10 protein-coding genes are annotated in these 16,706 nt (G+C 73.1%); 7 read left to right on the forward strand and 3 right to left on the reverse strand.

Going from position 1 to position 16,706, the window contains the following annotated elements:
• Window positions 1-3: 3 nt before the first annotated feature.
• Both ACFYVR_RS21925 and ACFYVR_RS21930 read right to left on the reverse strand, forming a co-directional pair.
• Window positions 4-2,466 carry a LuxR C-terminal-related transcriptional regulator gene (locus tag ACFYVR_RS21925; protein ID WP_387477085.1) on the reverse strand — a complete coding sequence of 821 codons (2,463 nt, stop codon included), beginning with the start codon at window positions 2,464-2,466 and terminating at the stop codon, window positions 4-6.
• A 36-nt stretch (window positions 2,467-2,502) separates the two neighbouring features.
• Window positions 2,503-4,431, reverse strand: a complete 1,929-nt coding sequence (locus ACFYVR_RS21930) for an Hsp70 family protein (RefSeq protein ID WP_387477087.1) — start codon at window positions 4,429-4,431, stop codon at window positions 2,503-2,505.
• Window positions 4,432-4,735: 304 nt separating this feature from the next.
• On the opposite strand from ACFYVR_RS21930, the gene ACFYVR_RS21935 reads away from it, so the two are divergent.
• The 4 genes from ACFYVR_RS21935 to ACFYVR_RS21950 all read left to right on the forward strand — a co-directional run bounded on the left by ACFYVR_RS21935 (window position 4,736) and on the right by ACFYVR_RS21950 (window position 11,938).
• The gene (locus ACFYVR_RS21935; protein ID WP_387477089.1) at window positions 4,736-8,050 is read left to right on the forward strand and encodes an IniB N-terminal domain-containing protein; all 3,315 of its coding nucleotides are present in this window, start codon (window positions 4,736-4,738) and stop codon (window positions 8,048-8,050) included.
• An 89-nt stretch (window positions 8,051-8,139) separates the two neighbouring features.
• Window positions 8,140-9,984, forward strand: coding sequence for a dynamin family protein (locus tag ACFYVR_RS21940; RefSeq protein ID WP_387477091.1), 1,845 nt, complete (start codon window positions 8,140-8,142; stop codon window positions 9,982-9,984).
• The gene (locus ACFYVR_RS21945; RefSeq protein ID WP_387477093.1) at window positions 9,981-11,447 is read left to right on the forward strand and encodes a dynamin family protein; all 1,467 of its coding nucleotides are present in this window, start codon (window positions 9,981-9,983) and stop codon (window positions 11,445-11,447) included. Before ACFYVR_RS21940 ends, ACFYVR_RS21945 begins: the two co-directional genes overlap by 4 nt.
• Window positions 11,448-11,596: 149 nt before the next feature.
• Window positions 11,597-11,938 (forward strand): hypothetical protein, encoded by a 342-nt coding sequence (locus ACFYVR_RS21950; protein WP_387477095.1) that lies wholly within the window; start codon window positions 11,597-11,599, stop codon window positions 11,936-11,938.
• A 187-nt stretch (window positions 11,939-12,125) separates the two neighbouring features.
• Here ACFYVR_RS21950 and ACFYVR_RS21955 read toward each other — a convergent pair whose 3' ends face one another.
• Window positions 12,126-12,740, reverse strand: coding sequence for a hypothetical protein (locus ACFYVR_RS21955; RefSeq protein ID WP_387477097.1), 615 nt, complete (start codon window positions 12,738-12,740; stop codon window positions 12,126-12,128).
• Window positions 12,741-13,054: 314 nt separating this feature from the next.
• Between ACFYVR_RS21955 and dnaK the strand changes: the two genes are divergently transcribed.
• Genes dnaK through dnaJ form a run of 3 tightly spaced genes read left to right on the forward strand, consistent with a single transcriptional unit; the run spans window position 13,055 to window position 16,705 of the window.
• Window positions 13,055-14,899 carry a molecular chaperone DnaK gene (gene dnaK, locus ACFYVR_RS21960; RefSeq protein WP_387477099.1) on the forward strand — a complete coding sequence of 615 codons (1,845 nt, stop codon included), beginning with the start codon at window positions 13,055-13,057 and terminating at the stop codon, window positions 14,897-14,899.
• Entirely contained in the window at window positions 14,896-15,489 is a 594-nt protein-coding gene (grpE, locus tag ACFYVR_RS21965; protein ID WP_387477101.1) for a nucleotide exchange factor GrpE, read from the forward strand. The genes dnaK and grpE overlap by 4 nt, the downstream gene beginning before the upstream one ends.
• Before the next feature lie 34 nt (window positions 15,490-15,523).
• Window positions 15,524-16,705, forward strand: coding sequence for a molecular chaperone DnaJ (gene dnaJ, locus ACFYVR_RS21970; protein ID WP_387477103.1), 1,182 nt, complete (start codon window positions 15,524-15,526; stop codon window positions 16,703-16,705).
• Window position 16,706 lies beyond the last annotated feature (1 nt).

Raw genomic sequence — 16,706 nt, forward strand, 5'->3', positions numbered from 1 at the left:
AGCCTACGCGCCGTACCCCATGGCGCGCAGCATGGACAGCATCTCCGCGCGGGACTGCGCGCCGAGCCGGCGTCGGATCCTGGCGACGTGGTGTTCCACGGTTTTCGCGGAGATGAACAGCCGGGAACCGATGTCCCGGTACGTCAGACCGGTCACGAGCAGTCGGGCGACGTCGGACTCGCGTTCGGTCAGCGTCGACCCGATCTCGCGTTCGGTTGTGGACGTGGCGGCGGCAGGCAGCGGGCGCAGCGATCGTGCCAACTGCAGCAGGGCCGTCGCGGTCGCGGTGTCGGTGACCCGCAGGGCCGCCTCACCCGCGAGCCGGGCCCCGTCCCACGGCAACCCGATCACGCCGAGTTCCAGTGCCGCCTTCTCCACCTCGCCCGCATCGGGTTCGCCCTGCAGCACTCGCAGCCAGGCGCGGCCGGCCCGCGCCAGACCCGCTGCGTACGAACTGGTCTCGGCTGCAACGCCGAGCGCGTGCGCGTGGGGAACGAGATCCGACGGGGTCTCGGTGAGGATTGCCGCCTGCACGCCGTACCAGTGCAGCGGAGTGCCCCACAGCGTGGGCTCGCCGAGCCGGGTCAGCAGTTCCCGGGCCTGCTCGACCAGATGCGCCACCCGGTCCGTCTCCTGCAATCGGGCTGCGGCGAGCCACAGTTCGCCGAGGGGCAGCAGGCTGAGCAGGTCGACGGAGTGCTCCGCGACGACGTGCCCGGCCCCCTCCCACGACTGGTGCAGCGACCCGATGTCGCCGGTGCGCCGCGCGACGCCGACGCGCAGCGCGGCCGCGAACAGGGCGTCCCGCGGCGCCAACGCGGGGGAGAGTGTGTCGACGGTCGCGGTCGCGGCCTCGAGGTCGCCGCGCAACATCGACACCCAGGCGGCCAGCAGGCGGTGCCGGTCGCGGTACACCCCGTCGCCGTCCGACTCGGTCGCTCGCACCAACAGGGTCTGGGCCCGCGCGAGCTCGCCGCAGTGCATCGCGGCCAGCGCCGTCAACGCGGCGGCGCTGTCGGGGAGGAACCTGGACCGGAAGGCGGTGGCGGACAGGGACACCGCACGCGTCAACGAATTGAGTGCGACCGGGGCGGACGATTCGAACGACTGCCGCAGTCCCTGCGCGAGCAGGGTTTCGGCGGCGGTCGAGGACGTGGGCGGCGCGAGTGCGGATCCGCCACCGGCGGCGGCAGCAGCCTCCGGGCGTCCCGTCGCCAGCAGGACGATCTCGGCGACGGGACCGTCGATACCGGTGCGGTGCGGTCCGAGCCACTCGTAGAGGTCGGCGCTGCGCACCAGCATGCCCTGGTGCGCGGCGACGGCCGCCGCGATCCGCACGGCCGCGGCGAGATCCGCGGGGGACGTGTCGGCGGCCCGTTCGAGCAGGCCGTCCGCGAGCCTGGCCGCGGTGTCCAGATCGCCGGACAGGCCGGCCGCTTCGGCGCGGCGCAGCGCGAGAGCGTCGGCGTCGGCGCCGGCCCACACCGCCTCCTCGTACAGCGCGGTCGCCAGTCGGGCTTCCGCGAGAACTGCCTGGCTGCAGAGATACTCGGCGAGAGCCGGATCGGTGACCCCGGCTGCGGCATAGGCCCGGGCGGCGGGGAGGTCGAGGGAGCCGAGGTCGCGTTTGACGCGCAGCGACTCCAGGTGCAGCCCGGTCAGGCGCTGGGCGCCGAGCGTCGCACGTAGCGGTTCGGCGGCCGACGCCAGCAGGACGTCGGACTGCTGGAGCAGCCCGCACGCCCGGGCCCGCTCGAGCAGGTCCCGTCCGCCGTCCCCCGGAAGGCCGACCACGCGGGCGAGTTCGGTCGCGTCGAGGCCGGTACCCGTCGTGGCGAGGGCCAGCGCGCACAGCAGTTCCGGGTCCATCGCCCCGAGGACCTCGGAGTGGCAGGCGGCAATCGCGGTGGTGACGGTGCGGTCGGCGGCGGCCGCGGCCGGCGCGTCCCGCAGCGCCGTCAGGGCGGCGTCGACACACCGGGGCACACCGCCGGACAGACGGTGGATCATGGCCACCAGCTGGGTCGGAAGGCTCGCTCCGAGAATCAGATCCGCGCGCGCGGCCACGTCCCGAGCGCCGAGGAACCCGAGCGCGACGGTTCCGTCGAGCGCGGCGGTCAGGGCGCGCAGCCCGGCGTTGCCGGGCCGCGGCTCCGACGCGACGACAACGGTGACGTCGGGCCGGGCGGACAGTTCGGTGAGCGCCGCCAGCCCGCTCGGCGAGAGCAGGTGGGCGTCGTCGACGATCACCGCGTCCCCCGGCTGCGCCTCGGTCACCGCGACCGGGCCGGGAATCACCGGGCCGGGCACGCGCTCGCGGACCAGCGTGAGCAGCGCCGACTTCCCGGTGCCCGCGGGACCGCGGAGCAGCATGTGCGGGTTGCCCACTCGCACGCCGTCGAGCAGGGCCCGGGCTGCGGGCGTGGTCGCGGCTGCCGGAGCCGGAGGCACCAGCTGTGCCTGCATTCTCTTCTCCCTCACGGTGGCTGGCTTCGTGGGTCTCTAGTTGCCCGCGAGCCCACCGACGACGCCGCCGACGCCGCTCACGACCTCACCGAGGCCGCCCACCACGCCGCCGACACCCTGGCCGACGCCGCTGACCACGCCGCCGACACCCTGGCCGACGCCGTTGACCACGCCGCCGACGCCCTCCCCGACCCCAGTCGCGATCTGGCCGCCGTCGACGGTCGGCTGGCTGACGGCGGGTGCGGTGGCAGCGGGCACAGTGGCGGCCGGCACGGTGGCCGCCGGTGCGGCGGGCACGGTGGCGGCCGGGGCGGCGGGCGCCGCCGCTCCGGCCTGTGTCGCCGCGGCGGCCGCACCCGCCGGTGCACCGGCGGCGGTCGGGTTCGCGGCGTTCACCGGCTGCGCCGCGGACCCGGAGCCGGTCCCCGCCGACGCACCGGCGGACGCGCCTGCCTGGGTGGACCCGGAACCCGCAGCCGGAGCGAGCGATCCGTCCGGATTCACGGTGGCCGCGACGGACCCGGGGGCGGTCGCGTCGGTGGTCGTCTGCGAGGACGTCGCGTCGCCCGTGGACGGCGACCCGGACGTCGGGGTCGAGGCGCCGGTGCCCAGCGCGAGACCGCCGGCCGCGAGAACGGCGATCGCGGCGGCGGCCGCCGTCACCAGTGCCGTCCGCTTCGGGGTGAGCAGTCCGCCGCCGCGGCGCCGGGGAGCCGGTGCGGGAGCGGGCGCGGGGGACGCGATCGGCGTGAGCGTCGAGGTCGGAGCGTCGTCCGCACCGTGCGCCGCGGCGGCCGGCAGCACCGCGCCGAGCGCGGCGAGCACCGCCGTGTCCTGTGCGGCGGGTGCCGCCGCGAGTTCCGCCGCCAGCACCGCTGCTCCGGCCGCGGCCGTGCTCGTCGGGTCGATGTCGGCCACCAGCGGCAGACGCAGAGTCGTCGAGAGCGACTCGGTGACCAGCGGGATCGCGGCCCCGCCGCCGGTGAGCAGGACCAGACCGATGTCCGACAACTCGAGCCCGGCGCCGCGGACCGCCTCGTGCACCACGTTCACCGATTCCGCGATCGGCTCGCGAATCAGTTCCTCGAGTTCTTCCCGGACGAGCCGGACGTCGGTGTGCACGCCCGGCAAATCCACCGCGATCACGGTGTCGGTGTCCGACGACAGCGCTTCCTTCGCCACCCGGCACCGGCTCCGCAGCTCCGCGAGCGCGGCGACGGTGGCGGCGTCGAACGGATCCATCCCGTCCGCGTCGACCGCCATCGCGTCGAGGACGTGGCGCAGCGTCGCATGATCGAAACGGGCGCCCGAGAAGTCCTCCGACCGCAGCGGCGTGCCGAGGATCTCGGGCTGCTCACCCGGCCGGACCACGGTCACGTCGAGGGAACCGGCACCCAGGTCGTAGACGACGACGGGCGAGTCGTCGATGCCGGGATGGGTGTGGCGCAGCCACGCCGCCGCGGCGACCGGCTCCGGAACCAGGGTGACGCCGGGCAGCCCCGCATCGACGAGTGCGGCCGAGAGCACGTCGGCCTGGTACTCGGACCACGCGGCCGGGTGCGCCGCTGTCACCGCGTCCGCCGGCGCCGACTCGTCGGCGAGTGCGCGCATGGTCGTCGCGACGAGAGCCGCGCCGGCGTGCGCACTGCCGTCGTCGGCGATCAGAGGTACCGGGTCGCCGACGCGGTCCGCGTAGCCGGAGATCACCGCGCCGGCCGGGGAGCCCCCGAACAGGACCGGGCCGGTCTCGCCCAGCGTGAGCGCGGTGGGCACGGTGATCGTCGACGCACCCACGCCCGACCCGGACAGCGCGCCCCCGCCCGACCCGGACAGCGCGCCCCCGCCCGACCCGGACAGCGCGCCCCCGCCCGACCCGGCCAGCGCGCCCCCGCCCGACCCGGCCAGCGAGTCGGTGACCGCCACCGAATTCGTCGAACCGACGGTCAGTCCGAGTCCTGTCGCCATGGTGCATCTCCCGTGTCGTCGGGGCGCTCGCGCCCGGTCATCAAGGGCGGTCACCTCGGTACCGCCGATGCTCTCAGTGTCGTCGACCTCGACGCCTTCGTTACCGATCGAGGCCCCATATCCGCAGATGAGGGGCCTTTCCCCTATGCGGAGGGGATCCCCTATGTCCCCCGCCCCCGGGGCGGCCGGTGCGGATGGGGGAGCGAACCCCGTTGGGCGGGGGCGGCCCGCTGCCTAGCGTCGAAGTCGAAACTTTCCCCGTGGAACGCGTCGCCGCTCCACACGACGTGTCAGGAGAACCGACATGGCCACCAACGCGCTGCTCGACTTCATCCTCAGCCTGCTGCGCGACGACGAGGCGCGGGCTGCGTACTGCGAGAACCCCGATGCGGTCCTCGCCGCCGCGGGCCTCGGCGACGTCTGCCACGCCGACATCGTGGCCGTGGCCCCGGTCGTCGCGGAGTCCGGACTGTTCGCCGGCGCGGGCACGGAGCTGACGAGCATCCTCGGTGCCGGTGGGGCCGCGGGCGGCGCCCTCGGTGGAGCGCTCGGCGGAGCACTCGGTGGTGGCCTGGGCGGTGGCCTGGGCGGCGGGCTCGGCGGAGGCCTCGGCCTCGGTGCGGGTGCGGGCCTCGGCCTCGGCGCCGCGGTCGGCGGCGACTTCGGCGGTGGCCTCGACTTCGGTGCCGACATCGCCGGCGCCCTCAGCGCAGCCCTGGCCGCGGCACTGCAGGTGGGCGGTCAGATCGGTGCCGAGCTGGGAGCTGCGCTCGGGGCCGCCCTCGACGTGTCCGGCGCCCTGGGCAGCGCCCTCGACCTCGGCGGCGTCCTCGACCTCGGTGGCGCGCTCGATCTCGGTACCACCCTCGCCGCGGCGCTCGGTGGTGTCGTCGGCGTCGGTGGCGATCTCACCGCCGACCTCGGTGCGGCCCTCGGCGGCGCCCTCGGCGCGGTGACCGACCTCGACCTCGGCCTCGGCGGCATCGCCGACATCGCGGGCGGACTCGACCTCAGCTCGGTGCTCGGCGCCGCGTTCGGAATCGGCGGCGAACTGGGCGCAAACCTCGGTGCCGCGCTCGGTGGTGTGCTCGGTGGCGCCGTCGGCGCGGGCGGCAGCCTCGGTGCCGAACTCGCCGCGGCCCTCGGCGGCGGCCTGGATCTCGGTGCCGGCCTCGGCGCGGCCCTCGGCGGCGCGCTCGGTGTCGGCGGCGACCTGACGGCCGCGCTCGGTGGCGCACTCGACGGCGCGCTCGGCCTCGGCGGCGGCCTCGGTGCCGAGCTGTCCGGCCTGCTCGACGGCGGCCTCGGCGGTGTGCTCGACATCGCCGGCGGACTGGGCGGCGCCCTCGGCGGCGACCTGACGGCCGCGCTGAGCGCCGCACTCGGCGGCGCCCTCGGGGCCGGCGGTGAGATCGGCACCGATCTCGGCGGCGCCCTCGGCGGGGTGCTCGGTGCCCTGGTGAACGCGGGCGGCGGACTGGACCTCGGTGGCCTGCTCGACCTGGGCGGTGCCCTGGACCTCGGTGGCGCCCTGGACCTCGGTGGAGCACTGGATCTGGGCAACGCCCTCGACCTCGGTGGCGCGCTCGGCATCGGCGGTGACCTCGCCGGTGCGCTCGGCGGTGCGCTCGGTGTCGGTGGCGACCTGACCGCCGAACTCGGAACGGCCCTCGACGCGGTCCTGGCGGCCGGTGGGCTGCTGGACATCGCCGGCGGTCTCGGCGGCGGCCTCGGCGCCGACCTGAGTGCCGTGCTCGGCACCGTCCTCGGAGCCGGCGGCGAGGTCGGCGCGGACCTCGGTGCCGCACTCGGCGGTGTCCTCGGTGGTGCCCTCGACCTCGACGGTGGCCTCGGCGGGGCCCTCGAAGCCGCGCTCGGCGGTGGTCTCGACCTCGGCGGCGCGCTGACCAGCGTGCTCGGCGGTGCGCTCGACCTCGACGGTGGCCTGATCGGCGATCTCGGTGGCGCGCTGGGCGGTGCACTCGGTGCGGGCGGCCTCACGGCGATCGACCTGTCCGGTCTCCTCGGCGGCGGCCTCGACGTCGGCGTCGTCAGCGAGATCGGCACCGATCTGAGCGCGGTTCTCGGGGCGGCTCTCGGTGCGGACGCCGGAGTCGGGGCTCAGCTCGGTGCCGCACTCGGCACCGTGCTGGACGGCGCGATCGGCGGTGAGGCGGGTCTGGGTGGTCTGCTCGGCGGTGAGGCGGGTCTGGGTGGTCTGCTCGGCGGTGAGGCGGGCCTCGGTGGGCTCCTGGGCGCCGAAGGTGGCCTGGGCGGCGTGATCGGCTCCGCCCTCGGCGGTGCGCTCGGCGTCGACGGCGGCCTGACCGGGGAACTCGGTGCGGCCCTGAACAGCGCCCTCGACGTCGCGGACCTCGACCTGGGTGCCGACGCCGGTCTGGCCGGAATCCTGGAGAGCGCCTTCGGTGTCGGCGGCGAGGTCGGTTCCAACCTCGGCGCCGCGCTCGGCGGGGTGCTCGGCGCCGGGCTGGGCACCGACCTCGGCGGTGCCCTCGACCTCGAAGGCGGGTTGGGTGCCGGTGCCGGAGTGGATCTCGGTGCCGCGCTCGGCGGCGCCCTCGGAGCGGGCGGAGAGGCCGGTGCGTCGCTCGGTGCGGCTCTCGAGTCTGCACTCGGCGTCGGCGGCGCCCTCACCGGTGCCCTCGACGGCGCGCTCGGTGCCGGAGCCGGTCTGACCGGCGCCCTGGACGGTGTGCTCGGCGCCAGCGGTGCCCTCGACGGTGCGCTGGGTGTCGGTGGTGCTCTGGACGGCGCCCTCGGCGCGGTGGCCGGAGTGGGAGGTGTCGTCGATGCGGGGGCCGACCTGACCGGCGGCCTGGCGACCGCCCTCGACGGGGCGGTCGGCGCGGGCGCGGGTGCGGCCGCGGACCTGAACACCGCGATCACCGGCGCCGCGGACGGCGGCATCGAGACCGCGGCAGGTCTGGGCACGGGCCTGACCGCCGGGCTCGGCGGCGGACTCGGCGGACTCGTCGACGCCGGTGCGGGTCTGGGCGGTGACCTCGCGGGCACCGTCGGCGCTGCGGCCGACGCCGGCGCCGGCCTGGGCGGTGCGGTCTCCGGTGTGGTCGATGCCGGTGCCGGGCTGGGTGCGGGTCTCGGTGGTGCGGTGTCCGGTGTCGCGGACGCCGGTGCGGGCCTGGGCGGTGCGGTCTCCGGTGTGGTCGATGCCGGTGCCGGGCTCGGTGCGGGCCTGGGTGGTGCGGTGTCCGGTGTCGCGGACGCCGGTGCGGGCCTCGGTGGCGCGGTCTCCGGTGTGGTCGACGCGGGCGCCGGGCTCGGTGCGGGCCTCGACGCCGGCGTCGGTGGAAGCATCGGTGGCGCGGTCGACGCGGCGGGATCCGGCGACGCCGGCCTGCTCGGTGGGGTGACGTCCGGACTGGGCGGCGCGGTCTCCGGAGTGACCGACAGCTGGTCCTCGTTGGACGCGTCCAACGCCTTCGGCTCGGAGACCTCGGGCGACCTCGGTGGGACCGTTTCCGGCGCCACCGACGGCGGCTTGTTCTCCGACTCGGGCGACTCGCTGTTCGCCGACTCGGGCGACGCGTCGATCGTCGATCACCACGCCACGGTCGACGTGGACCCGCTGCACCCGTAGCACTCACGATGTAACGAAACCGGCCCCGCACGCGGTTGAACCACGTGCGGGGCCGGTCTTCGTGGAGAGAGAAGTGGGGAGTCGGGTTGATGGACAACGCATCCGGTATGGCGGTGGCACCGTCCATGTCGGCAACCCCGGAAACGGCGCCGTTGGTGGACCTGGTCGACCGGGTCGGTGCCCTCGCCCGCGCCGCGGGCCGGGCGGATCTGGTGGCACGCCTGGACGGCGCCCGCAACCGCCTGGTCGACCCGAGGATGCGGGTCGTCGTCGTCGGCCCGCTCAAACAGGGCAAGAGCCAGTTGGTGAACTCCCTGCTGAACCTGAACATCTGCTCGGTCGGGGACGACGAGACGACGGCGGTGCCGACGGTCGTCCAGAACGCGCAGACGCCGTCCGCCGAACTCGTCCTCGCCGAGCCCGGCCTGGACCCGGTCCGGGTGCCGATCTCCGTCGACGATCTCGCGACCCTCACCCCGACGACACCGCTCGCCGGTGGTCGTGAGGTTCTCCGGGTCGAGGTGCACGTGCCGAGCCCGCTGCTCGCGGACGGTCTCGTCCTGGTCGACACCCCAGGCGTCGGCGGCCACGGAAACCCGCATGCGGCAAGCACTCTGGGTCTGCTGACGGCCGCGGACGCGGTGTTCGTCCTGTCGGACGCGAGCCAGGAGTTCACGGAACCGGAGCTGGCGTTCATCCGGCAGGTGCTCGGGCTGTGCCCCGCCGTGGCGTGCCTGATCAGCAAGACCGACCTGTACCCGCACTGGCGCGAGATCATCGAGGCCGACCACGGCCACCTGGAACGGGCAGGCCTGGACATCCCGCTGATCCCGGTGTCGTCGGTGCTGCGGTCGCACGCCCTGCGGTTGCAGGACACCGAACTGAACACCGAATCGGGATTCGCGGCGGTGTACGACTTCCTTCGGGAGCAGGTCCGGACCCGGACCGTCGCCGCGACCCGCCGCGCGGTCGCGCTCGACGTCGCGTCGGTGACCGAGCACCTGAGCCTGAGCCTGGGCAGTGAACTCGCCGCGTTGCGGGATCCGCAGAAGGGTGCCGTCGCCGTCGCGGAGCTCACGAAGGCGAAGGCCGCGGCCGAGGAACTGCACAAGAAGTCCTCGCGGTGGCAGCAGACCCTCGCCGACGGTATCGCGGACCTCGCGGCGGACATCGACCACGACCTGCGCGACCGGTTGCGGCGGGTCACCCGCGAGGCGGAGGAGACCGTCGACGAGGGCGATCCCGGCAAGGACTGGCCGCAGCTGGGGGAGTGGCTCAAGCAGCAGGTCGCCACGTCGATCGGCGACAACTTCGTGTGGGCGCACGATCGGTCGGTGTGGCTCGCCGAGGTGGTCGCCGGGCACTTCGCCGACGCGGGGGCGGTGGCGTTGCCGCACCTCGACGTCGCGGACCTGGACGGACTCCTCGAACCGGTTGCCTCCCTTGCCGATCTGGAGTCCGGACGGATCGGGATCACCCAGAAGGTACTGGTCGGGATGCGCGGCTCGTACGGTGGCGTGCTGATGTTCGGGTTGATCACGACGATGATGGGCATGGCGTTGGTCAACCCGATCTCGGTCGGAGCGGGACTGCTGCTCGGCACCAAGGCGTACCGGGAGGATCGGGAGGGTCGCGTCCTCAAGCGGCGGGCCGAGGCGAAGGCGGCGATCCGGCGGTTCGTCGACGACGTCAGCTTCCAGGTCGGCAAGGAGTCGAAGGACCGGCTGCGGTTGATCCAACGGCTGCTGCGCGACCACTTCACCCTGGTGGCCGAGCAGACCCTCCGGTCGGTGGCGGAGTCCCTCCGGGCCGCTCAGGAGGCCGCGAATCTCGAAGTGACCGAACGTAATCGGCGGGCCAAGGACATCGAGGAGCAGATGCGGATCCTCGCCCACGTGCGGGAGGTCGCGGCGGCCGAGGCAGGCGCCGCGTGAGCGGCACCGCCCTCGCGTCGGCACGGGACCTGATCGACGCGGCCCGCACCCTCGACGGCTCGGACGCCCGGATCCGCCTCGAGCTCGACGACTGCGCGCGGCGGCTCGAGGAACCGCTGCGGATCGCGCTCGCCGGCTCCCTCAAGGCGGGCAAGTCCACCCTGCTCAATTCGCTTGTCGGCCAGGACATCGCGCCCACCGACGCCACCGAGTGCACGCGGGTCGTGACGTGGTACCGCAGCGGCGCGACCCCGACCGTCACCGCGTGGTACGACGGGGAGCGCACCGTCAACGTCCCCGTGCAGCGCCGGGACGGCAGCCTCACCTTCGACCTCGGCGGTCTGACGGCGTCCGAGGTCGACCGGCTCGAGGTGGAATGGCCCGCGCGGGCGCTGCGCAGTACCACCATCATCGACACCCCCGGCACCTCCTCGCTGTCGCGGGACGTCTCGGCGCGCACGCTGCGGATGCTCACGCCGGAGGGGTCGACGTCGGGGGCGGACGCGGTGGTGTACCTGCTGCGCACCCTCAACGCGTCCGACGTGCAGTTCCTCGGGCAGATCGGCGCGCACGTCGGCGGCGAGTCCGGTCCGCTCGGTGTCGTCGGCGTGGTGTCCCGGGCCGACGAGGTCGGTGCCGGCCGGATCGACGCGATGACGTCCGCGAAGGACGTCGCGGCGCGGTTCGCCACCGAACTGGAGCGAACCGGACTGTGCCAGGCCGTCGTTCCGGTGGCGGGGCTCCTCGCGCTCGGTGCGCGCACACTGCGGCAGAGCGAGTACGCCGCGTTCCGTGCCCTCGCTGCCGTCCCGGCCCAGGATCTCGAGGTGGCGATGCTGTCGGCGGACCGCTTCGCCCGCCCCGACAGCCCGCTGCCCGTCGACGCCGAACTGCGGGCCCAGCTCGCACACCGGTTCGGGCTGTTCGGGATTCGACTCGCGGTGGCGCTGATCAAGCTCGGCACTCCGGACTCCCCGAATCTCGCCGCCGAGCTCGTCGAGCGCAGCGGTCTGAGCGAGCTGCGGCAGGTCATCGACGTCCAGTTCGGTCAGCGCGCCGACCAGTTGAAGGCGCACACGGCCCTGCTGTCCCTCGAGCGGGTGCTCTCGGTCCTGCCGGGTCCCGAGGCGCCGCGCGTGCTGACGGCCGTCAAGCGCGCACTGTCGGACGGGCACGGCTTCCAGGAGATCCGGCTGCTGGGACGGTTGCGGTCCGCGGGGGTCACGTTGTCGGACGAGGACGCGCAGCATCTGCAGCGGCTGATCGGCGGATACGGCATCGTGAACACCGAGCGGCTCGGTCTCGACCCGGACGCGGGGATCGCGCAGCAGCGGGACGCGGCCCTCGGCGCGATCCGGTACTGGCGCACGCGGGCCGACCATCCGCTGGTGGACAGCTTCACGGCCCGCGCCTGCGCGACCGCGGCACGCAGCGCGGAAGGTGTCCTCGCCGATCTCGCGTGATCCGACCGCCCTGGGGCGGCGGGACCGCGGCATGGGTGACGGCGGCCACAGAAGCGTGATCTCGGACCGGGTGGTCTCCTTACGTTCGCCGGGCATGTGCAGACAATCAGTGTCACCGGGTGGGATTCATGTTTCATCGTCGTATTGTCATGCGCGCAGGACGGGTCGCGGTCGCCGCGACCCTTCCGGTCGCCGTTGCCGTGACCTGCACGGGCGTCGCGGCCGCTGCGCCGGGGGTGGTCGACACGGCCGGTGTCGGTCAGGCGTCCGCGGTCGCGCCCGACGTGTCATTTTCCACTGGGGGAGAACATGACTCGGTGCTCCCTTCGTGGACGTCGACGGCCCGTGGCACCGGACCCGGCGAAGGCGAACGACGCCGCGGCTGTCGGGGCGGTCGCCGGAGGGGTGCCCGCCGCGGTGCCGGCGCGGTCAACGCGGGTCTCCTGGTCGAGCTGCCGCCGCTGCCTGCGGGACTGCCGCCGCTCGGCTGACAGGCTTCGTCCGGATCTCGTGACGCGTGGCTGCCCGGCTCCGGAGCCGGGCAGCCACGCCCTCGATCTCCCCTTCCGCCCGACTGAACCGTCCGTCGCGTGACGGTCGAGGTCGCGGGCGGTCCGGGTACGGACCTCGACGGGCATGCCGAGGTCGGGTTCGCCTGCCGCGATCGACGACGGTCGGTCAGCCCCGGCGGCGCAGCCAGGAACCCGCCGTGGGGGCGTAGAGCAGGCCCACTCCGGCGACCACGAACACCACGTACACGGTCGGTGCCCACTGGAGAACGCCGCCGGTGGCGTCGGTGGCATCGGCGAGCAGCGACCAGAAGGCGAACGCCGCGCCGACGGAGAGTGCCCCGACCACGGTGAGGACGATCCGTCCCGCCGCTCGCCGGAACCGCAGCAGTTGCAGGCCGATCAGCGCGGCCACCACCAGCAGTGCCGCCGCGCTCGCGCATCCCAGCAGCGTCAGCGACACGGCGTCGGCGATGTCCTCGTGCGAGGTCGACGGGCTCTCCCCGGCGAGCGACGCCTCGAGGGCGCGCCGGACGTCGGCCAGGTCGAACACCGTCGCGGCGGCGATCCCGACGAGGACCGCGAAGGACGCGACCCAGCACCACAGCGCGGCCCTGACGGCGCCCGGCGCGGCGGCGCCGCGGCCCGCGTGGCGTGGTTCGACGTGAAACTCCGGGCGGGGTGGTGGGGGCCGGTGCGTCGGCTCGGCGAGCTGACCGGCCGACCCCGCGACTGGTGCTGTCGGCGACGGCGCGCTGCCGTCCGGCTCACCGGAGTTGTCCATGTCACGCATCGTAGGCGCAGCCGTGCTCGCACCGATTCTCCCGCCGCGTCCCCGGGAGAGTCGACGTCCCGGGAACTGTGACACCGCTCGTGGCCGGGGCGAGTTCGGGCGCGCGGGAACAAACCCGGGAGGACGTCCGTTGAGCAGATCGACAACCTTGAGTGAGGTCGACTCAAGTTTGGTTGACGTCAGAATTCGGGACGTGCCAAACTTGAGCCCAAGGCACTCACTTAAGGTGTGAAGCCGAGAAGGATCAGCACAACGAGTCCGGCCGAACCCTGGCCGGCGTGCTGCAACACGTAGGAGGAATCACTATGGCTCGTGCGGTCGGTATCGACCTCGGGACCACCAACTCGGTCGTGGCAGTGCTCGAAGGCGGCGAGCCCGTAGTGGTCGCCAACTCCGAGGGCTCGCGCACGACCCCGTCGATCGTCGCCTTCGCCAAGAACGGCGAGGTGCTGGTCGGCCAGCCCGCCAAGAACCAGGCGGTCACCAACGTCGATCGCACGATCCGGTCCGTCAAGCGCCACATCGGCACCGACTGGACCGTCGCCATCGACGACAAGAAGTACACCTCCCAGGAGATCAGCGCCCGCACGCTGATGAAGCTCAAGCGCGACGCCGAGGCGTACCTGGGTGAGGAGATCACCGACGCCGTCATCACCGTCCCCGCGTACTTCGAGGACGCCCAGCGTCAGGCGACCAAGGAAGCCGGCCAGATCGCCGGCCTCAACGTGCTGCGCATCGTCAACGAGCCCACCGCGGCCGCGCTCGCCTACGGCCTCGACAAGGGTGAGAAGGAGCAGACCATCCTGGTCTTCGACCTCGGTGGCGGCACCTTCGACGTCTCCCTGCTCGAGATCGGTGACGGCGTCGTCGAGGTCCGCGCGACCTCCGGTGACAACCACCTCGGTGGCGACGACTGGGACGAGCGCGTCGTCAACTGGCTCGTCGACAAGTTCAAGGCGACCAGCGGCATCGACCTGACCAAGGACAAGATGGCCCTGCAGCGTCTGCGCGAGGCCGCCGAGAAGGCGAAGATCGAGCTGTCGTCCTCGCAGTCGACGTCGATCAACCTGCCGTACATCACCGTGGACGCGGACAAGAACCCGCTGTTCCTCGACGAGCAGCTCACCCGCGCCGAGTTCCAGAAGATCACCTCCGATCTGCTGGACCGCACCCGCGCGCCGTTCCACTCCGTCATCAAGGATGCGGGCATCGCCGTCGGTGACATCGACAATGTCGTGCTCGTCGGGGGTTCCACCCGTATGCCGGCCGTGTCCGACCTGGTGCGGGAGCTGACCGGTGGCCGCGAGCCCAACAAGGGCGTGAACCCGGACGAGGTCGTCGCCGTCGGCGCAGCCCTGCAGGCCGGCGTCCTCAAGGGCGAGGTCAAGGACGTGCTGCTCCTCGACGTCACCCCGCTGTCCCTCGGTATCGAGACCAAGGGCGGCGTGATGACCAAGCTCATCGAGCGCAACACCACCATCCCGACCAAGCGGTCCGAGACCTTCACCACGGCCGACGACAACCAGCCGTCTGTGCAGATCCAGGTCTTCCAGGGTGAGCGCGAGATCGCCTCGCACAACAAGCTCCTCGGCTCCTTCGAGCTCGCGGGCATCCCGCCGGCCCCGCGCGGCGTGCCGCAGATCGAGGTCACCTTCGACATCGACGCCAACGGCATCGTGCACGTGACCGCGAAGGACAAGGGCACCGGCAAGGAGAACACGATCAAGATCCAGGACGGCTCCGGCCTGTCCAAGGAGGAGATCGACCGGATGGTCAAGGACGCCGAGGCGCACGCCGAGGAGGACAAGGCCCGCCGCGAGGAGGCCGAGGTCCGCAACCAGGCCGAGTCCCTCGTCCACCAGACCGAGAAGTTCATCAAGGACAACGAGGACAAGGTCCCGGCCGACGTCAAGGAGAAGGTCGAAGCCGCGATCGCCGAGGCCAACACCGCCCTGGCCGGCAGCGACATCGCCGCCGTCAAGGCTGCGGTCGAGAAGCTCGCCACCGAGTCCCAGGCGCTGGGCGAGGCGATCTACAAGGCGCAGGCCGAGGAGTCCGCGGCTGCCGGTGACGGCGCCGGACCGGCCCAGGACGGCGACGTCGTGGACGCCGAGGTCGTCGACGAGCCGAGCGACCAGGACAAGAAGTGAGCGAGCAGAACACCGAGCGCGAGCCTGTCACCACCTCGGACAAGCGCAAGGTCGACCCGGAGACCGGTGAGGTGAGGGAGCCGGCGGCGGACACCGCCGCCGGGCCCGACACCGACTCTGCGGAGGCCGCGGCGGACACCGCCGCGGCCCCCGCCGGGGACCAGGTCGCCGAGCTCACCGCCGACCTGCAGCGCGTCACCGCGGAGTACGCCAACTACCGGCGGCGTTCCCTGCGGGACAGCCAGCAGGCCGTCGAGAACGCGAAGGCCTCCGTGGTGGCGCAGTTCCTCGACGTCATCGACGACCTGGACCGCGCCCGTGCCCACGGCGACCTCGAAACGGGGCCGCTGAAGGCGTTGTCGGACAAGCTCACCGGCGTCCTCAGCGGGCTGGGCCTGGCCCCGTTCGGCGAGGAGGGCGACGGCTTCGACCCCGAACTGCACGAGGCCGTGCAGCACGAGGGCGAGGGACACCACCCCGTCCTCGGTGCCGTCTTCCGCAAGGGCTACAAGTTCGGCGACCGGGTGCTCCGGCACGCGATGGTGACGGTCACCGACGGCGAGCCTGCGGCCGACGAGCCCGCACAGTAGGTACACAGAAAACAACGAGAGGAGGAGGCGCCCGGTGAGTCAACGGGAGTGGATCGAGAAGGACTTCTACAAGGACCTGGGCGTCTCCTCCGACGCCTCGGCCGACGAGATCAAGAAGGCCTACCGCAAGCTGGCGCGGGACCTGCATCCCGACGCCAACCCCGGCGACACCGCCGCCGAGGAACGCTTCAAGGCGGTCAGCGAGGCCAACGCCGTGCTGTCCGATCCGGCCAAGCGCAAGGAGTACGACGAGACCCGACGGATGTTCGCCGGCGGCGGCTTCGGTCGTGGCGGGTTCGCGCCCGGCGCCGAATACTCCACCGGAGGAAGCGGATTCGGAGCCGAGTTCAACATCGGCGACCTGTTCGGGGGCGGTGCCGGCGGTGACGGCGGCATCGGCGACATCTTCGGCGGCCTCTTCGGGGGACGCGGGGGTGGGCGGACCGCCACGTCGACGCGGCCGCAGCGCGGCGCCGACGTCGAGGCGGAGACCACTCTCCCGTTCCGGGACGCCGCCACCGGCGTCACCGTGCCACTGCGCCTGACCAGTCCGGCTTCCTGCACCACCTGTCACGGCAGCGGCGCCAAACCCGGCACCAGCCCGCGAGTGTGTCCGCGCTGCAACGGGTCCGGCATCGTCAGCCGCAACCAGGGCGCGTTCGGGTTCAGCGAACCCTGCGACGACTGCCGCGGCACCGGTTCGATCATCGACGACCCGTGCAGCGACTGCCACGGCACCGGTGTGCAGAACCGTACCCGCAACATCACCGTCCGCGTCCCGTCCGGCGTCAGCGACGGGCAGAAGATCCGCCTCGCCGGACAGGGCGAGGCCGGGCTGCGCGGAGCGCCGTCGGGCGACCTGTACGTCACCGTGCACGTCAAGCCGGACAAGGTGTTCGGCCGCAGCGGCGACGACCTGACGGTCATCGTGCCCGTCAGTTACGGCGAGCTCGTGCTCGGCACGACGCTGTCGGTGCCGACCCTGGAAGGCCGTGTCGGCGTGAAGGTTCCGGCCGGTACCGCCGACGGACGCATCCTCCGGGTGCGCGGACGCGGGGTACCCAAGCGGTCCGGCGGTGCTGGCGACCTGCTCGTCACCGTCAAGGTCGCGGTCCCGACGGACCTCGACGAGAAGGCGACCGATGCGCTGGCCGCGTACCTCGACGCCGAGAAGGCGAGCGGATTCGACCCGCGTTCCGGTTGGGCCGGTGCGTGAT

The sequence above is a fragment of the Rhodococcus sp. NPDC003318 genome, from assembly GCF_042879035.1.
Classification (GTDB): Bacteria; Actinomycetota; Actinomycetes; order Mycobacteriales; family Mycobacteriaceae; genus Rhodococcus_G.